At 55.2% G+C, this 17,663-nt stretch carries 15 protein-coding genes and 3 tRNA genes; 10 read left to right on the top strand and 8 right to left on the bottom strand.

The window, feature by feature from the left end; genetic code table 11:
• Window positions 1-255: 255 nt before the first annotated feature.
• The 8 genes from B9A24_RS19885 to B9A24_RS19915 form a co-directional block, all read right to left on the bottom strand.
• Window positions 256-468: a hypothetical protein gene (locus B9A24_RS19885; RefSeq protein ID WP_084447776.1), complete on the bottom strand. Its 213-nt coding sequence runs from the start codon at window positions 466-468 to the stop codon at window positions 256-258.
• Between the two features lie 15 nt (window positions 469-483).
• Complete coding sequence (locus B9A24_RS19890) at window positions 484-663, bottom strand: IS1 family transposase (protein ID WP_084447777.1); 180 nt, start codon at window positions 661-663, stop codon at window positions 484-486.
• A gap of 43 nt (window positions 664-706) precedes the next feature.
• Window positions 707-985 carry an IS1 family transposase gene (locus B9A24_RS21855; protein ID WP_143435109.1) on the bottom strand — a complete coding sequence of 93 codons (279 nt, stop codon included), beginning with the start codon at window positions 983-985 and terminating at the stop codon, window positions 707-709.
• A gap of 1,288 nt (window positions 986-2,273) precedes the next feature.
• Window positions 2,274-2,738 (bottom strand): transposase, encoded by a 465-nt coding sequence (locus B9A24_RS19895; RefSeq protein WP_143435111.1) that lies wholly within the window; start codon window positions 2,736-2,738, stop codon window positions 2,274-2,276.
• Window positions 2,696-3,166, bottom strand: coding sequence for a helix-turn-helix domain-containing protein (locus B9A24_RS19900; RefSeq protein WP_159452113.1), 471 nt, complete (start codon window positions 3,164-3,166; stop codon window positions 2,696-2,698). The genes B9A24_RS19895 and B9A24_RS19900 overlap by 43 nt, the downstream gene beginning before the upstream one ends.
• Window positions 3,167-3,698: 532 nt before the next feature.
• Window positions 3,699-3,772: transfer RNA gene (locus B9A24_RS19905), tRNA-Arg, on the bottom strand.
• Between the two features lie 90 nt (window positions 3,773-3,862).
• A tRNA-Pro gene (locus B9A24_RS19910) sits at window positions 3,863-3,936 on the bottom strand.
• Between the two features lie 88 nt (window positions 3,937-4,024).
• Window positions 4,025-4,112: transfer RNA gene (locus tag B9A24_RS19915), tRNA-Ser, on the bottom strand.
• Between the two features lie 386 nt (window positions 4,113-4,498).
• Between B9A24_RS19915 and B9A24_RS19920 the strand changes: the two genes are divergently transcribed.
• From B9A24_RS19920 to hutH, 10 genes are all read left to right on the top strand, one after another.
• Entirely contained in the window at window positions 4,499-5,302 is an 804-nt protein-coding gene (locus tag B9A24_RS19920; RefSeq protein WP_234997556.1) for a VWA domain-containing protein, read from the top strand.
• A gap of 26 nt (window positions 5,303-5,328) precedes the next feature.
• Window positions 5,329-6,270: a hypothetical protein gene (locus B9A24_RS19925; protein ID WP_084447781.1), complete on the top strand. Its 942-nt coding sequence runs from the start codon at window positions 5,329-5,331 to the stop codon at window positions 6,268-6,270.
• A gap of 120 nt (window positions 6,271-6,390) precedes the next feature.
• Window positions 6,391-7,572 (top strand): acetyl-CoA C-acyltransferase, encoded by a 1,182-nt coding sequence (locus B9A24_RS19930; protein WP_084447782.1) that lies wholly within the window; start codon window positions 6,391-6,393, stop codon window positions 7,570-7,572.
• Window positions 7,573-7,720: 148 nt separating this feature from the next.
• Window positions 7,721-9,118 carry a toxin-antitoxin system YwqK family antitoxin gene (locus tag B9A24_RS19935; RefSeq protein WP_159452115.1) on the top strand — a complete coding sequence of 466 codons (1,398 nt, stop codon included), beginning with the start codon at window positions 7,721-7,723 and terminating at the stop codon, window positions 9,116-9,118.
• Between the two features lie 721 nt (window positions 9,119-9,839).
• A complete protein-coding gene (locus B9A24_RS19940) occupies window positions 9,840-10,295 on the top strand; it encodes a carboxypeptidase regulatory-like domain-containing protein (protein WP_084447784.1) in 456 nt (151 codons plus the stop codon).
• Between the two features lie 174 nt (window positions 10,296-10,469).
• Entirely contained in the window at window positions 10,470-11,144 is a 675-nt protein-coding gene (locus B9A24_RS19945) for a DUF2459 domain-containing protein (RefSeq protein ID WP_159452116.1), read from the top strand.
• 141 nt (window positions 11,145-11,285) lie between these two features.
• Window positions 11,286-13,793 carry a TonB-dependent receptor gene (locus B9A24_RS19950; RefSeq protein ID WP_143435112.1) on the top strand — a complete coding sequence of 836 codons (2,508 nt, stop codon included), beginning with the start codon at window positions 11,286-11,288 and terminating at the stop codon, window positions 13,791-13,793.
• A gap of 306 nt (window positions 13,794-14,099) precedes the next feature.
• Window positions 14,100-14,441, top strand: coding sequence for a hypothetical protein (locus B9A24_RS19955; RefSeq protein ID WP_084447787.1), 342 nt, complete (start codon window positions 14,100-14,102; stop codon window positions 14,439-14,441).
• A 179-nt stretch (window positions 14,442-14,620) separates the two neighbouring features.
• On the top strand, window positions 14,621-16,024 hold the full coding sequence (gene hisS / locus B9A24_RS19960) for a histidine--tRNA ligase (protein ID WP_084447788.1): 1,404 nt from the start codon (window positions 14,621-14,623) through the stop codon (window positions 16,022-16,024).
• Between the two features lie 79 nt (window positions 16,025-16,103).
• Entirely contained in the window at window positions 16,104-17,591 is a 1,488-nt protein-coding gene (gene hutH / locus B9A24_RS19965) for a histidine ammonia-lyase (protein WP_084447789.1), read from the top strand.
• Window positions 17,592-17,663: the final 72 nt, after the last annotated feature.

Below are 17,663 nucleotides of genomic sequence, written 5' to 3' on the forward strand. Positions count from 1 at the left end.
TCCCCTCTCACTGAAATGCCGTGTAAAAATCTCGACGCAGCCCTTCCCTCAGCTGGAGGTTTAACCCTCCTCGGGGCACCCGTCTTTATGGGAGTATCGGGCGCTGGTGCCGCCAGAGTGACGTCCGCAGGATAGGCGTAGGTGCTGCCTTTGATAATAAAGAAATCAGCTACCCGGCATTGCTGCCGGGTAGCTGATTGATAACGTACCCGTAAGAAATTCGAACTCCTGACCTATTGCTTAAAGGCAGCATTATCACGTAAAGTTGGTAGTGGGTTGATGCAGGGTGATTTCCGAATTATGCTGGTCGATGGCGATTTTGATTCGCCACTCGTGGCGAGTCCGGCATTTACTTAACGAGCGGGAGCGTCGCACGAGCACGCCGCAACGGTGGCGCAACTTGCCGGTGAGGGCTTCCACGACGCGAGTACCGGTTTTGCCAACGACGTGGGTCTTGGCCGGCAGCACCTGCGGGTAGGCCCGCTACTGGTCGGTGAAGTAGCGCGTGTGGCGGTGGTAACGGCGGGGCAACGCGTTCCACAAGCGCTGCAAAGTGGCCGCGCCACGGGAGCCTAGCACCCAGGCCACGATGCGCCGGCTGGCCCGTTCCACGGCCAACCACAACCAGACCTTTCGCCACCTGCGGCTCACAAACGTCCACATTTCGTCAAGTTCCAGGTTCTCCCACTGCTGTCGCTGGGCCCCTTTAGACAGACGCCGGGGCAGGCCGCAACACTTTTTTTACCCGCTTGGCAATCGTGTTGCGTACCATGCCCCTTGTGCGGACAATGCTCCATAACGAGTTGCGCTCAACCAACAGTTGGTCTACCTGCGAATACTGCCGTGCTTTTTCCACGGATGCTGGCTGGAAATAGCCTTGGTGGCCACAGGCCTTACACTGGTACTTGGCCCGCCCGCCGCTGTGGCCGTTGCGGCGAATTTGCTCACTAGCGCACTTGGCGCAATAATGATGTGTAAAGACCATGCGCTAAAATTATGCCGTCACCCCGAATTGACCCATTACTAGGCTTTTAACAGACTATCACGAAGGACAGGTCGAACCCTATTTTTTTGCTCTGCCCTTGTTGCCATTGCAGGTTCACGGTAGCAACTGCGGTAGTCCTATTGAAGCCGGTTAGGAAGCCGGTGCCGGTCACGCTTCGACAAGCTCAACATGACCGGCACCGGCTTCATTACTTCAGCCTAGCATCCGACATTTTAATTTCAGCTAAACCGAACCACTCAGCTGTTCTCGCATTGTAACGATGCGTAGAATCCCACTTATACTCCATGCCTCTAAGCAAGACATTGCGCGAATTAATACTAGTTAGTGGCGTTACAATCATATGTACGTTAGGCTGTTGGCTAGCTTTTCGAAACTGCATATACCGTGCTTCCCATTGTCTATTATACGCGGGAGCAGCCGTTAGCAATTCTCGCCAAGCGCGCAAACTGACTCTGCTCGTAACTAATCCCAACACCACGATGACTACCACACAGATAGTGGAGGAAGGCAATTTATTAAAAGTCATTTCAGGAGGCATTGCTATCCAACATGCCACCAGCCAGCCTATTATCAACCACCAGATTAGTACATTATTAGCCCTTATCGGCATAGGTTCATTCCAGATAGACTGATAGAGCATAACACCTAGGCTCAGGCCTCCCAACACTATAGCTGCGCCAACAATCAGCGGTAACCTAAAGGCCTTTGGACGGGCTGAAAACAGGTGAACAACCTAAGGAGCCAATACGAGTATTAAGCTCAATATTAGTAAGAGATTAGACTCAAAAAGCAGACTCTATAATGCATCGGCTGCACGAACGAATAGGGGTATTATCCCTAGAAAGGGGTCGCTATCTATTTGCATCCGAGCATAATTACCAGGCGCTGCTATAGCCACTCCACCAGGTACTAACAGTGATATACCAACAACAACCCAATATCGTATCCCCTGCCACTGCCGACGATAAGCGCTTATACTTATAGCTACTAGTACTTAGTCAGGGGAATTATCAGCACAAACCTTTTGATAGTAACGGGTTAGTTTCGTACGAGCTTTGTCCAGCGAGAATTGCCAGTTGACGGTGGCTCGTCGGGCGTTACGTTCTGCCACACAGGCCTCGACCTGGACGGTTGATTCGTCTTGGGTGGGGATACGCTGGTGCAGGCACTGGCGGGCGATGGCGGAGAGCCCGAGTTCGACCAGGTGGAGCCAGGAAGCGTTTTTAGGCGTGTAGTGGACCTCGAAGCGAGCGGCCAGGGCGCGGGCCTACGCGGCGGGCAGGTGCTGGTAAAAGACGGCATCGGTGTGGGTGTTCAGGTTGTCCTGCACGAGCACCATTTTCTCGGCCTCGGGGTAGTGGGCGGCCAGCCGCTGCATAAAGCGGCAATAATCCGCGCCCGTGCGTCGGGCCGAGACCTCCACCAACCGCTGGCCCACACCCGGCTCGAAGGCCGCCAGCAGACAGGCCGTGCCCTGGCGCACATAGGTGCTGCTTTCGCGCCGGGGACGACCTGGTTTGGCTGGCTGCTGGCCCTGGGCCAGGTGCGCCGGCACGGGCGGCAGCGGCTCGACGGGCTGGCCGTGGAGCACACAGGGGCGCTCGTCGAAGCAAACCACGGGAAAGCGCGGGTCAACCGGGCGCTCGTAGATGGCCAGTACGTCTTCCATACGGGCCAGAAACGCGGCGTTCACCTCGCCCAGACACCAGTGCTGCTGGCGGTGGGGCTGCACCTCGTTTTTTTGAGCACCTGCCCCATGGTTTCGTGGGAAATGGTCGCCACCAGACACAATTCCACGGCTTTGTCGGCCAACAGGCGTAGGGGCCAGCGGCTGTGCCCCGTCGGGGCCGGCGTACAGGCCAGGGCCGTGAGCGCCGCGCGGGCTGCTCCGTCGAAGCACCGGGGACCACCGCTACGCGAGGCCTCGCCGAGCGCCGTGGCCAGCCCCTGCTGCGCGTAGCGGCGGCGCACCTGATACACCGTCTGTACGCAGCAGCCCAGTTCGGCGGCCACCTTGTAGCCGCTGACACCGTCGGCCAGGCGTAACAGCACGCGGCCGCGTGGCACCGTGCGCCCAGCGTGACGGCCTTTGCGCGGTAAGGATTCAAGCGTCGTCCGGTCGGTTGCCGACAACAGCAATGGCGTGATTGGTCGTCCCATTCCAAAGCAACGACCAACCATTGCTTTTGTTTACATAAATCCCCTGACTAAGCACTAGTAACAGCCATGGAAAGATTCGTTGAATCATCTATAGCTTGCGTGATTATCCTACTGTATGGAGCTACTTGCGTTAGCTTTTATCCGTCGTTTAGAGCTGGATCAGGGCCGATTAGCTACCGTTCAACCCCTCTTCCGACCTTTGCGCCGCTTCAGGCACGGAATTCAAAAGGGCGAGGAGCCGAATACTTCCTAAAACGAGTTCTCGAAGTAGCTCAAACAGCTCTAACAATAAGTTAAATTTTATGCTCTTGTTACTAACACGAATTATTACCCTGTACTATAAATCACGCAATAAAAATGGGTCTGAAGGAGACAAAGCTCACCTACTTCTTGATCCAACAGAGTCCAGCTACGCGCAAGATCACCATCGTAACAGACCATCAAGCGTTAGGTCTAAGCAGCAGTTTCTCATTTTACTGTCAAAAACAAACCTCATCCGTGAAATAACCAGATGAGGTTTGTTTTTGAAAAGTACCCCGTAAGAGATTCGAACTCCTGACCTACTGCTTAGAAGGCAGCCGCTCTATCCAACTGAGCTAACGAGGCAAGCTATAACCGAGCTAAGGGACTACCGAAAGCCAGGCTACATAAAAAAGGCCTTTTGCACATTGCAAAAGGCCTTTTCTGGGAAAAATGTCGGGGTGGCAGGATTCGAACCTGCGGCCTCCTGCTCCCAAAGCAGGCGCGATACCGGGCTACGCTACACCCCGAAAAGAGAATGAGGAATAAGAACTGAGAGTGAAGAATCTATTTGCAATTCCTCATTGCTCATTCTTAATCCCTCATGGAAAAGGAATGCGGAGAGAGGGGGATTCGAACCCCCGGTAGCCTTTAGAGCTACGGCAGTTTAGCAAACTACTGGTTTCAGCCACTCACCCATCTCTCCAAAACAGGTCTCTTCCGGTCGAAGAGTGCGCAAATATACAACTAGCAGCGAAAAATCAGCCTTCCCGAAAAAAATATCTTCCTTTATTCTTCCTGCTATACCTGCGTCTGCCTGGTAATAGGCCGCTATATTTGTCGCAGTGGCCTGAGTAAGTGCATAGTTGGGCAGCCAGTCATTCAGTTATACCATCTGCTGCATTCATCGGTTTTTTTATGAATTGGGCCTACCCCCTATCTTGGCTAGAGCTTGTTTGCGTAAGCTTCTTTCTGATCCTGTATATAGGCTACGCGGTACGCACGAGGCGCCTGGCGGCTCCCTTGGGTCAGCGGGGCTGGCACCTTAGCTGGAAACTAGTTCTACGAACGGTTTACTTCAGTCTGTTTTTGGTGGCTTTACTTGGGCCGGCTTATGGTGTCACGCAGCAGCCAGTGCGCACGGCGGGCAAAGACGTATGGCTACTCGTAGATCTCTCACGCTCCATGAACGCTACCGACGTCATTCCTTCTCGCCTGCAAAAAGCAAAAGCGGAGCTTTCGCAGCTGATCAACCGCTTTCAGGCGGATCGGATTGGATTGCTGGTTTTCGCGGCAGATGCTTTTGTACAGTGCCCACTTACATACGACCAAAGTGCGCTTCGTCTCTTTATTTCTACTCTGCAAACCAACTTAGTGCCAGTGGGCAGTACTGACCTGGTTCCGCCGCTGGAATTAGTTCTTACTCGTTTGGAGGCCACAAACCGGCCGGCCGGGTCGGCGGCCCGCGCTACGGCAGTGGTAGTTATAAGTGATGGCGAAGACTTTGGTGAAAACATTGAGCCTACCCTCCGCTTGCTGGCCCGCTCCGGGGTGCGGTTATTTACGGTGGGCGTCGGCACGCTTGAAGGTGCCCGTATTCCCCGCCTCAGCGGTGGCGGATATGTGCGCGACAATAAAGGTCGGGAGGCAGTAACGCGGCTGATGCCCGCTACGCTGCGCCGCCTTGCCCAGCAAAGCGGGGGGCAATATTTTGAACTGACTGATCAGCGCAACGAGTTTCCGCTGTTGGTTAACGCACTGAACCGCCTTGAAGGCCAAGCGGAGCAGGTACGCACCGTGGCCGTGGCCGATAATCGCTATCGATTCCCACTGTTGCTGGCGCTGGTGCTGCTGTCGTTGGATATAGTTTTTACTGTTCGCGTAATAAGGCCGTGAAGAATGTATTGCTATTTGTTTTGCTAATGCTCGGCGGCTGGGGAGGATTCACCCGCATCCGTGACCGCAACGTGGCCGTACAGGAAGGAGCCACCGCGTATGCCCGCCAAAATTTTGCCGGGGCCGCCAAGGCTTATCAACGAGCCGTGGATGAGTTGGGAACCAAGAATGAAGCCGCCATCCTGAATCTGGCACATGCCTGCACCCGCATTGGCCGCGAGGCAGCGGCCAAATCCTACTATAGCCGTTTGATTATCAGCAATACGCTGGCTATACGCAGTGTGGCCCAGCAGCAGTTAGCGGTGCTGGCCGCACAAGAAGGCAAATTTGCACAGGCCATAACCTTGTTACGACAGTCGTTGCTGGCTGATCCTGCGAATGCCGAGGCGCGCTATAACTATGAGGTGCTACGCGATTATCTGGCTCGTCGGCCCAACACCCCAAGCATTCCCGCACCCCCTCCTGGCAATGCGTCCGGCCAAAAGCCGGCGCAAGGCACTCAATCCCGCACGCTGCCAGGCAATGACCGCAAGGACCAGCTTAACAAGCCGAATTTGCCCCCCAATTCTCAAAATGCCTCCCAGGAGCAGCCTGACGAATCGGGGCAGCCGACTACTAAGCAGCCCGGAACACGTCCCGGCAACATGGCCCGCGGTGGCTTCCAGCCCGGTACGGGCGCTGAGCGCAATGTAGCCAGCGGCTCTGAATCCGGCACTGTGCGTAGCCTTAGCGACAATGGCAACGGTAAGGAAGCTACCGATGGCCGTAGCAGACGGGCAGGCACGGAAGTAGCTGACCTCGACGAAACCCAGCTCCAGACGCAGCGGGCGCGCTTACAGCAGATGCAGCTCAGCGCTGGCCGCACCCAGCAAATACTGGAGTCGTTGGGTGCCGCCGAACAGCAATACCTGCAACAACTGCCGCGACGCTCAGTCCGCAAGCCGACCAGCGACAAGCCAGCCTGGTGAGCACCGCAAAAGCGAAGGCCGTAGCAGCTGGAAAGTGGACGCTACTCGGGTTCTTCGTACTTTTGCGGGCCGAAGCTTCGGCTCCGTTTTTCTGATCCACCCCCATTTCCACCCATTTTTATGCAAGTCAAAGAAGTAGTTATTGTTGCTGCCGTGCGTACGCCAATTGGCAGTTTTGGCGGTAGTCTCGCCTCCCTTTCGGCCACTGACCTAGGTGGTATTGCCCTGAAAGGTGCTTTAGAGAAAGCCGGTGTCGATCCGAAGGAAGTACAGCAAGTAATTATGGGCAACGTAATTTCGGCTAATCTGGGCCAGGCACCCGCTCGTCAGGCCGCTAAGAAAGCCGGCCTGCCCGACACCGTCGAATGCACCACTGTTAATAAAGTGTGCGCTTCGGGCAGTAAGGCCATCATGTTTGCAGCCCAGGCCATTATGTTGGGACAAGCCGATGTCATTCTGGCTGGTGGCATGGAAAGCATGTCCAACGTACCATATTACTTGGATAAAGCCCGCTTTGGCGCCAAATATGGTCACTCCCAAATGATTGACGGCCTGATGAAGGACGGTCTGTGGGACCCTTACAATGACTACGCCATGGGCAACGCGGCCGAGCATACGGCCAAGGAAATGGGCTTCACCCGCGAGCAGCAGGATGAGTTTGCCATTGAAAGCTACACGCGCAGCGCCAAGGCAGCCAAGGCTGGCAAAAAGAAGGACGAAATCATTCCCGTTACCATCGAAAGCCGGGGCAAAACCACTGTTATCGAGGATGATGAGGAATACCTGAAGGTGGACTTCACCAAATTAGCCGGCCTGAAGCCCGCATTCATCAAAGATGGTACCGTGACGGCTGCCAACGCTTCTACCCTGAATGACGGTGCCGCTGCCGTGCTGCTCATGAGCCGCGAAAAAGCCGACGCACTGGGCATTAAGCCATTGGCCCGCGTCCGGGGTTTCGCGGATGCGGAGCAGGCACCGGAGTGGTTCACGACTTCGCCTTCGCTGGCTATTCCGAAGGCCTTGAAGCACGCTGGCGTGGATGCCAGCGAAGTAGATTTTTACGAAATCAACGAGGCCTTCTCGGTAGTTTCATTGGCTAACAACAAGCTGCTTAATCTGGAAGGCAGCAAGGTGAACGTTTACGGTGGGGCCGTGTCGCTGGGTCATCCGCTGGGCGCTTCGGGCGCACGCATCGTGACCACGCTGCTAAATGTGATGCAAAACGAGGGTGGAAAAATCGGCGTAACGGGCATCTGCAATGGCGGCGGTGGCGCCAGTAGCATTGTACTAGAAAAACTGTAGAGCTTGTTTTCAGCATAAAAAGCCTTCCAACAGGTGTTGGGGGGCTTTTTTGTTACACCACGTTGTCTGACCCTGACTTAATCAGGCCAAAAGGCTAGTCAACGGCGCCCTTATGCACTTTGCCGCATTTTCCTACGTTCTTGCGTCTATGAAACGAGTTATTTTCCTGTTACTGCTGCTGTCCACCACGGCTCAGGCTCAAAAGCTGCGTCGCTTGGTAAGCTACCGCGACTCGACCAATACGGTGGTGCGCGAAGCGTATTCGGCCTTGGTAAGTCCGGCTGACACCATCATGGAAGGGCCTTACAAGCGTTTTTACCGCTCGGGTAAGGTGGAGGCGCAGACCAGCTACGCCGGCGGCAAGCGCGATAGTGCCTACGTCGAGTTCTTCGAAACTGGGCAACGGCGACTGGAGGTAACTTTTAAGCAGGGATTGCGCCAGGGACCTTTCAAAACCTATTACCCCTCTGGCAAATTAGCCCAGGAAGGCGCGTATTCCAATGACCAGCCCGACGGTACGCTCAAAACCTACCACCCAAGCGGCGCCATTAAGCTGGAAGCGTCATTGGTAAACGGGCAGCCGGTGGGGGCCGTACGGGAGTTGTACCCATCAGGTAAGCCTAGGGTAGAAACCACGTATAAAAATGGCCAAGCTAATGGCTTAATGAAAACGTACCACCCTAACGGTCAGCTGCAAAGTGAGTCTACGTACAACAATGGGCTGTTGGCTGGTCCTTACAAAACCTACTTTGACAACGGGCAGCTGGAGAGCGAAGTGGTAATTGACAAGGCCGGCAAAGGCACGCAGAAAAGCTATTATCGCTCCGGCAAGCTGCGCACCGAAGGCAACTACGTGGCGGCCGCTCTGCAAACCCGCCGCGTAACCAATCCACTCGGCGACGACCTGACGAAAGGTGCTGTCCCCGGCGCCGGAACGGCTAATCTGAATGGCCCGGCAAAAGCCTACTATGAAAGTGGTGCCGTAAAGAGCAAGATGAATTATCGCGCCGGCGTGCTAACGGGCCAGAATCAGGACTACTATGAATCGGGGAAGCTGGAGCGGCAAACGGACTACAGCAACCAGGCCCGCGACCGGAAAGTAACCGCTTACTATGAGTCGGGCGGGGTGAAGCAGGAGCAGCAGTTTAAGAATAATGTGCCTGCTGGTACTTGGCGCACTTTTTACCCCGATGGCAAACAGGTGCAAACCCAAGAAAATTACGTAAACGGCCGGCTGGTCGGGGAGAAGCTGACCTACTACCCTACTGGCACGATGAAAACCAAGCTCGTGTATGAAAACGGCCGTCCGACCGGCTTAGGCCATGAATTCCACGATTCGGGCAAGCTCAAATCCGAAACGACTTACGCAAAGGGAATCAAGGTTGGGGCTTACCGCCAGCTGCGCGAGGATGGAACGCCAGAAGTAGTCGGCGCCTACCGCAACAATAAAGAAACTGGAGTCTGGACCTACTTCGGGCCCGATGGTAAAGTAGTAAAGCAGAAGAAGACTTTCCGGAACGGCGCAGAAGTAACAGCTGCCCAGTAAATCTAATTTCCAGCTTTACAGAACAAAAAAGCTCCCTGAGATATACTCAGGGAGCTTTTTTGACGAATGATACCCGGATAAGCAACTACCCTTCGCCAGCTATAGGCAGGAGCTATAAAAATATTTTTTAACAGTACCTTGTTTTGCATAGTACCTTCTGGTATATTTGTTCCATTAAGAAAGAAGTAGTATTTGCCGGCAGCTTAAGACCAAACAAAGCGGCAAAAAGTCAAAAAATATCGCTCATAGGTTCTAATTGCATTACTTAACAAGATCTGAAAATATTTTTCAGGTGTCAGGCAGCCCTGATAATAGCCGCTGCATCTATTCAACCGAGAGCACTACGAAGATGAATCCAAACTCCTACGCCCCCGCCTTCCTTCCCCGTTATTTTCCCTGCTCACTCTTTTTCAGTTCTAAAAAATTTTAACTAGTACCTTGTTTTACATAGTACTGTTAGCTATATTTACAGTGTCCCCTTCCGGTTCGTGGTGGTGCTTCTTTCACCTAGCATCCCGATCAGGCTACCCACCGGAGCCGCTTCCAACCTGACAGGTTGGAGCCTCTCGCCCCACCAGGTCCGCTCCCCCGGCGCTCGACTATCTGGGCTCGCTAACTATCTCTTTTCCAGTTGTCTGCTGCACTTGCGAACAGAACCGCGGCTGTTCCCCCGTGCCCAGGCAGTTCCTTTTCTCTTCTCATTTCAAACTTTCAAATTGTCATGAAATCATCCGTCATCAACCGCTTCCTCGCTGCTCTTATCTTCGTTTTAGGTAGCCTTCAACTAGTTGCCTCCGGCCCAGAAAACGGCCGTCTTACCGGCCGGCTTCTCGACGGCGAAACCCAGGAGCCAATTCCTTTTGCTAATGTAGTGCTGCTTCGCGCCGATGATCATTCCTTCGTACGCAGCGTCGCAACTGATGCTGAAGGCGCTTTCAAGTTCAATAATGTACCGCTGGGCGACTACACGGTGCGTACAACTGTACTGGGTTACAAGTCATTGAAGCCCATTGTATCGCTCAGCATGTTGCAGGGCCGGATTGCACTCGGCTCAGTTGCGATGCAGCCGCTGATGCGCGGCATGGCCGTGCGGCCCGCTAAAAAAGATCTCAAGCGCCAGCCTGCCGTAGCTTCAGTCAAACGCACCCTGACTGCCAGCACCTTAGCCGTGCGCTAGCCGGCCACTTTTCAGTGCTCCTCAATCCGTCCGACTTATTGCTCTCCGGCCAGAGCAGTAAGCCGGGCGGCCGCATAAAAGCCCCTCAGTGCCTTTTCAGCACGAAATACGACCCAGAAGTTGGCGCTACTCAAAAAAGCTCCTACTTGGGCCTTGATGTTCCTACGCTGGCTCATGTCCGCTTTTGTCGCCTTCATTTTACTGCTGATGACGGGTACGCTGGTACCCGTGAACCGCGACTTTCGGCAAACGCCCGATGGCATTCAGGTTTTTGTAGTCTCAAATGGCGTGCACTCCGACCTCGTGCTGCCCGTGCGCGAGCCACGCACCGCCACCAATTGGCTACAAAAGCTGGATAATGCAGCGGTAGTCACCAAGTTTGAGCGGTATGAGTACGTGGGCTTTGGCTGGGGCAATGAGGGTTTTTACCTGGGCTCGTATGGGGGACAATATCCGGGGCTTGGCAATACGCTGCGGGCTGCTTTGCCCTCGCCCACACTTTTACACGTCGATTTCTATAAAAATGCCCCCCGGCTCGGTGAGCGGGTGGTGCCGCTGCTTGTTTCCGAAGTGCAATACCGTCAGCTAGCCGCCTTCGTAGAGCAATCGTGGCAACCCGATTCGGCGGGCCGGCCCATACTGCTAACTGCCGCTGGCTACACTCCCGACGATTTTTTTGTAAGGGCCAGGGGCTGCTACCACATCCTGCGCACCTGTAACGACTGGACTAACCAAGGCCTGCGCACCAGCGGTCTGCGGGCCGCGCTGAAAGCTCCTTTCGCTGCCTCAGTGCTGTATCAGGCGCGGCGCGCGGCCAAAAAGCCCCCCGGACGACTTCCAACCAATTAACAGTCGGGGCTGCAACCTATTAGAATCAATACGGTTCTTTACTCGCTTCCCGCTGCTTCGGCTCGGCCGGAGTAGCGGGTTTTATGTTAAGTAGCTACAGGCCCCTGGCTGATTGGTTTTGTTTGCTTGTTGCTGATTATCATGTATTTAGTTTTTCTACGAAGGAGCGCCCAAGCTCGATTACGCTTTTTTATCGCCTTATTTCTTTCCCTGCCCTGCGCTTGGCAAGCGCAAGCCCAAACGGGCACCGTAACGGGCTCGCTGGTGGAGCAAAGCAACGGGCAGCCCATTCCCTTCGCCAACGTCGTGCTGCTGCGAGCCCAGGATTCCACCTTTATTTCGGGTGCTCAGACCACCGAAACCGGCGCATTCAGCATTGCGAACGTAGCATTCGGCACCTACACTTTGCGGGCTACTATCCTCGGTTACCGCCCCGTACGCCGCCCCCTTACGCTGAGTGCGGGCAGCCCGGCAGTGGCGCTTGGCCCCGTGCGCCTGGCATCTACCACCACCCGCCTCAAGGGAGTAGTCGTGCAGGGGGAGCGGGCCATCCTGACCGATAACCTCGACAAAAAAGTGATTGACGTCTCAAAAGACCTGACCACCACCGGTGGCTCGGCGGTGGATGTACTCCAGAACGTGCCCTCGGTAACGGTGGATCAGTCGGGTGCGGTAAGCTTACGCGGCTCCGGCAACGTGACCATTTTCGTGGATGGCAAGCCTACCGGCGCTGCTGGCGGGGGCCGCTCGGCCGTGCTGGACCAGATTCCGGCTAGCAGCATTCAAAGCATAGAAGTTGTCACCAATCCTTCCTCGCGCTACGATGCGGAGGGTACGGCCGGCGTAATTAATATTATTCTGAAAAAAGAGCGCAAAGACGGCGTCAATGGGCTGGCCACCGTGAATGCGGGCACCAAAGACAAGTATAACACTTCCCTGAGCCTCAATATTCGCAAAGGGAAGCTCAACACCTTTGGCAGCTACGATTTTCGGCGCGACCGACGCACTGGCTTCGGCTCGTCGTTCCAGACCTCTACTTTTCTGGATGGCAACAACCAGCAGCGCACCCGCTTGCTCGATCAGAACGAGCTAAGTCTGGACTATCGCACTTCTCACGCGGGCCGGTTCGGCATTGACTATACTTTAACTGAAAATCAAACTCTGACCCTAAGTGTACAGCCGCGCTACAACCGGCGGCAGGAATTTGAAAACGAGGCCACCCGCCAGTCAGCCCCTGGCAATGAGCAGTTACCGCTAGGCAGCAGCTTCGATTTGGCAGCGAATGAGAACGGCTTCAACAGCTCCACCGACTACGCCGTTGACTACCGGCGCATCTGGGACAAACAAGCCCGCCGCGAGCTGACCGCCAATGTGGTATATACCCCGATTCGGAGCGAAAATGAGATTATCTCCAACCGGATTTCCTACGACGACGCGCCCTTCGTGCAGCAGCGCCAGCGCTTCGACAATACTATCAATCAGGCTTCGGCCCAATTCGACTACGTGCATCCCTTGGGCGAAAAAGGGCGGGTTGAAGGTGGCTTCAAAAGCGTGTTGCGCCAGTTCGATGCTGATTACCGGTTTTTTGACGCGCTCAGGCTTAATGACTTACTTTCTAATTGCTTCCGCTACGAGGAATACATTCAGGCGGGCTACGCGACCTACGCCAACGCTACCGGCAAGTGGAGCTACCAGGCTGGCCTGCGTCTGGAGCAGACGAATACCGAAGGCCGGCAGTTTGCCACCACCCAGGACACGACTTTCACCCGTAACTATCTGAACCTGTTTCCTAGCGCCGTGCTGGCCTACGACCTGACTAAGGATCAGCGCCTGCAGGTAAGCTATTCGCGCCGCTTAAACCGGCCGGGCGTCAATCAGCTTAACCCATTCATCGACCGCTCCGAGCCCCTGGAAACACGCAGCGGCAATCCGGGTCTGCGGCCCGAGTACATCAACTCCCTGGAGCTTGGTTTTCAGAAGTTCTTCGGGCAGTCGAACTCCTTTACGACCACCGCTTTCTATCGCCAAACCAATAACTCAGTGCAGCGCTTTCGTCAGCTGGGCTTTAATGAACAACTACAAGCGCCCAGCACCAACACAACGCTGCTCAACCTGGCACGGGGCACGGCTTACGGCCTGGAATTCGTAGGCTCGGCCAGTGTTGCTTCCTTCTGGAAAATCAACGCCAACCTCTCCGGCTTTCGCAATATCATCGAAGGCTCGGCTCCCGGCACCGACATCGATAACCGCAACTTCACCTATACGGGCCGTCTGAACAACAATTTCACCGTTACTAAGAAGCTGGATATTCAGTTCTCCGCTAACTATCGCTCGGCGGCCGTTACGGCTCAGGGCCGGCGCGGCGAGTTTTTCTTCACTGAATTTGCCGCCAAGCAAAACGTGCTGAAGGATCGGGGTAGCATTACGCTGCGCGTATCCGACGTCTTCAATACGCTCCGCTTCAACTTTGACTCTTTCGGGCCAGGATTTAAGTCAGTGAGCCGCAATAAGCGGGAAACCCGCGTCGCCTTTCTGGGCTTCACCTACCGTTTCGGCGGTGCCCAGCAGCCTGAGCGCCGCCGTCGCGGCGAGCGAGGTGACCAGCCCCAGCAGGGCCCCGAAGATCCTAGTGAAGGAGGCATAGACTAGATTTGCTATAAAAAGAAAGCCGTAACGAACAACTCGTCACGGCTTTCTTCTTATAGCAAATTCGTCTTTATCAATTCATTACACCAACAGCTCATCATTAACAATGAAGCTGCGTTATATTGTTAAATTTATTTTAATTAAAAAAGTGCAAAAAGGCAGCTTTTGTACAATTTATACGTATTAGCCGCAGACTACTCTATTATTTACCGAAGTCGGAACTACGCTGGCCTAATCTGCAAGCACCCGAATCAATCTTAATTTCTACCGGCTAGGCTTTCGACAACACCTGCCCTGTCAGACATTAATATGCTTGATGTACATCGCGAAATATTACCGGAAAGCTACCTGCTGATCTTGGCTCCTGATCCGCATACGCCCGATGAGGAGAAGCTGAGTCGGGCGCTGTTTCGGGCCAGCCTTAGCACCAAGCGGGCCGTGTGGGTAGATTGCAGCTTACTGCAACATATGCCGGCGGAGGCTATTGACCTGCTGCTGGCTTATGCCTACCACCTGCGCTGCCAGGAGCGACGGCTCGTGCTTTGCCATGTGCCGGAGGGAGTACAGCGCCACTTCCTGCACCTGGACGCCGCTTCTCAGCCCCTGATGGTTACCTCCCTGCTCGATGCTGATCTTGATGAGAGCGAATGATTTTTACAACACAAAAAAGCCCCCCGGTTCGTTTCTGGGGGGCTTTTTGTGTGAATAACCCTTGTATTCCATCACTTATCCAGCTTCCTGGCGCACTTGTATTTGCAGTTGATACTGCTTGGTTAATCGGGGGTGCGGCCAATCGTTGTTACCTTCGCGGTCCTATTGATCCGCATTTGATGAGCATCCAAAAACCCAGCATTCCGAAAGGCACCCGCGACTTTGGTCCCGCCGTGGTGGCGCACCGCAACTACATTTTTGGCGTCATCCGCCGCACGTTCGAGTTGTTTGGTTATGCCCCGCTTGAAACGCCTACGCTCGAAAACCTCTCCGTGCTCACCGGCAAATACGGCGACGAAGGCGACCAGCTGCTGTTCAAAGTCCTGAACTCCGGCGACTTTCTGAAAGATGTTGCGCCCAATGATATAGTGGAGGGCACGCGCAAAGTACTGCCCAAAATCGCCGAAAAAGGCCTGCGCTACGACCTCACGGTGCCGTTTGCCCGCTACGTAGTAATGAACCGCGGCACGCTGACCTTTCCCTTCAAGCGCTACCAGATTCAGCCCGTATGGCGCGCCGACCGCCCGCAGCGCGGCCGCTACCGCGAGTTTTACCAGTGCGACGCCGACGTGGTCGGCACCGATTCTCTGCTCTGCGAAGCGGAGATCGTGCTCATGATGTGCGAGGTCTTAAATGGAATTGGGCTCACTGATTTCACCATCAAGATCAATCACCGGGGCGTGCTGCGCAATATTTATCAGGCCCTGGGTAGCGAGGGCAAGGAGCCGGATTTGTTTGTAGCCATCGATAAGCTGGATAAAATCGGCCGCGAGGGTGTGGAAAGAGAGTTGGCCGAGCGGGGCTTTTCGGCCCAGGCCTCGGAGCAACTATTTGATTTATTGGCCACTACAGGCGACTTTAGCGAGAAGCTGGAGAAGCTGGAAGCTGCTTTTCGGAAAGCTGGCTTGCAATCGGAAAGCGAAAGTTTAACTGGGCCAACGTACAAGGGTGTGCAAGATTTGCGGGAGGTACAGAAGTATCTCACCAGCTTCGGCTTCACGCAGTTTGACAAGTTGGAGTTTGACCCTACATTGGCCCGCGGCCTCTCCTATTACACTGGCTGTATCTTCGAAATCAAGATTAACAACGTCAAGATCGGTAGCGTATCCGGCGGGGGGCGCTACGACAACCTTACGGGCGCTTTCGGACTGCCGGGCGTGTCAGGCGTGGGCTTTAGTTTCGGAGTTGACAGGCTCTACGATTGTCTGGAAGAACTGAATCTGTTTCCACCAAATGCGGCTACCACTACGCGCTGCCTGCTCTTGAATTTCGACGAAGAAGCCGGCCGCTCGGTGCTGCCTGTGCTGCGGCAGCTGCGGGCCGCGGGCATTTCCAGCGAACTGTATCATACCCCGGACAAGCTGTTGAAGCAGTTCAAATACGCCGATCAAAAGGGCATTCCCTATGTATTGCTGCAAGGCTCTGAGGAACGGGCGCAAAGCCTTTTCAAGCTCAAAAACATGAGCACCGGCCATGAACAGCTACTTGCTTTAAAAGATGTATTGAGTAGCCTAACCAACTAAATAAAGCTGTAACTACCAGTTCTTAGCGGCGTTTTACCTCACCACAAACGCCCATAAAACAATCGGCTTCCTCCCCCCGATGTACTCCCTCGATCCTACCACCTACCTCAGTCTGTCTACCCTTGAACGCCTGCTTCGTGAGCGGCCCAGGGTTGTATTGAGCGACGAGGCGCGACAGCGTGTTGCCACTTGCTATGACTATCTGCGTGACCGGCTGGGAAAGTCGGATGCGCCGATGTATGGTATCAACACCGGTTTTGGGGCGCTTTGCAACACCGGAATTGCCCCCCAGCAGCGCCGCCAGCTCCAACTCAATCTGCTGATGTCGCATGCCTGTGGTACGGGCGACGAAGTGCCCGAGGAGGTAGTGCGGCTGATGCTACTCCTTAAAGCCCAAAGCCTGAGCTATGGGCACAGCGGCGTGCAGGTAGCCACCGTGCAGCGCCTGCTCGATTTTTACAATCGCGAAATGTACCCGGTGGTTTACCAGCAGGGCTCCCTCGGGGCCAGCGGTGATCTGGCGCCCTTGGCGCACCTGTGTCTGCCGTTGCTGGGCCTGGGCGAGGTCAATTACCAGGGCTACCGCCTGGCCGCCGCCGACGCCCTGAGCTTGTTTAGCTGGCCACCCATGGAGCTGGAAGCCAAGGAAGGGCTGGCCTTGCTCAATGGCACTCAGTTTATGCTGGCGTACGGCGTACACTGTATCCTACGGGCTCAGCGTCTGGCCAATGCCGCTGACGCCATCGGGGCACTGTCGCTGGAAGCCTTTGGGGGGCAAAATCAACCGTTTGACGTCCGTCTGCACCAACTGCGGCCCCACGCCGGGCAAGTAGCCGCAGCCGAGCGCATACGCAACTTCCTCTCCAACAGCGAGCTGCAAGCTCAGCCCAAAGACGCCGTTCAGGATCCGTATTCTTTTCGCTGCCAGCCGCAGGTGCATGGTGCCTCCCGCGACGCCTTTGCTTACGTGGCGCAGGTACTGGAAACGGAATGCAACGCGGTAACGGACAACCCGAATATATTTCCCGCCGACGACGCTATCCTTTCGGGGGGCAATTTTCATGGTCAGCCCCTGGCCCTGGCCCTCGACTTTCTGGCCATAGCCGTGGCTGAGCTAGGGGGCATTTCGGAGCGCCGCACGTATCAATTGCTTAGTGGGCAGCGGGGCCTGCCGCCTTTTCTGGTGGCTGAACCCGGCCTCAACTCGGGATTGATGATTCCGCAGTACACCGCGGCCAGCATCGTGAGTCAGAATAAGCAGCTTTGTACGCCCGCCTCCGTCGATAGCATCGTGAGCAGTAACGGGCAGGAAGACCACGTAAGTATGGGAGCCAACGCCGCCACCAAAGCGCGCCGCGTGGTCGAGAACGTAGAGCAGCTATTGGGTATCGAGCTACTTACCGCTGCCCAGGCGCTGGCGTTTCGACGGCCGGCGCGCACCTCCGCCGCGCTGGAGCAGATAGTCGAGGATTTTCGGCAGAAAGTAGCTTTCGTGAGTCGGGACCGGGTGCTATATCCCGATTTGCAGGCCGCCGCCGCTTTCGTTCGCACGTATGAGTGGCCGTAGCCAAAGCTTTCATTTTAGCCTATCCGGCTCGTAAGATCCAGATTGGCAAAAATAGTCTTTACTTAAGGGTAG

The organism is Hymenobacter roseosalivarius DSM 11622 (assembly GCF_900176135.1).
GTDB lineage: Bacteria > Bacteroidota > Bacteroidia > Cytophagales > Hymenobacteraceae > Hymenobacter > Hymenobacter roseosalivarius.

Coding starts and splice junctions, on each gene's coding strand:
- B9A24_RS19890 (WP_084447777.1), bottom strand. CDS start 663: ATGTGGACGTTTGTGAGCCGCAGGTGGCGAAAGGTCTGGTTGTGGTTG.
- hisS (WP_084447788.1), top strand. CDS start 14,621: ATGAGCATCCAAAAACCCAGCATTCCGAAAGGCACCCGCGACTTTGGT.
- B9A24_RS19900 (WP_159452113.1), bottom strand. CDS start 3,166: ATGGGACGACCAATCACGCCATTGCTGTTGTCGGCAACCGACCGGACG.
- B9A24_RS19935 (WP_159452115.1), top strand. CDS start 7,721: ATGAAACGAGTTATTTTCCTGTTACTGCTGCTGTCCACCACGGCTCAG.
- B9A24_RS19945 (WP_159452116.1), top strand. CDS start 10,470: ATGTCCGCTTTTGTCGCCTTCATTTTACTGCTGATGACGGGTACGCTG.
- B9A24_RS19930 (WP_084447782.1), top strand. CDS start 6,391: ATGCAAGTCAAAGAAGTAGTTATTGTTGCTGCCGTGCGTACGCCAATT.
- hutH (WP_084447789.1), top strand. CDS start 16,104: ATGTACTCCCTCGATCCTACCACCTACCTCAGTCTGTCTACCCTTGAA.
- B9A24_RS19950 (WP_143435112.1), top strand. CDS start 11,286: ATGTATTTAGTTTTTCTACGAAGGAGCGCCCAAGCTCGATTACGCTTT.
- B9A24_RS19940 (WP_084447784.1), top strand. CDS start 9,840: ATGAAATCATCCGTCATCAACCGCTTCCTCGCTGCTCTTATCTTCGTT.
- B9A24_RS19925 (WP_084447781.1), top strand. CDS start 5,329: ATGCTCGGCGGCTGGGGAGGATTCACCCGCATCCGTGACCGCAACGTG.
- B9A24_RS19955 (WP_084447787.1), top strand. CDS start 14,100: ATGCTTGATGTACATCGCGAAATATTACCGGAAAGCTACCTGCTGATC.
- B9A24_RS21855 (WP_143435109.1), bottom strand. CDS start 985: ATGGTCTTTACACATCATTATTGCGCCAAGTGCGCTAGTGAGCAAATT.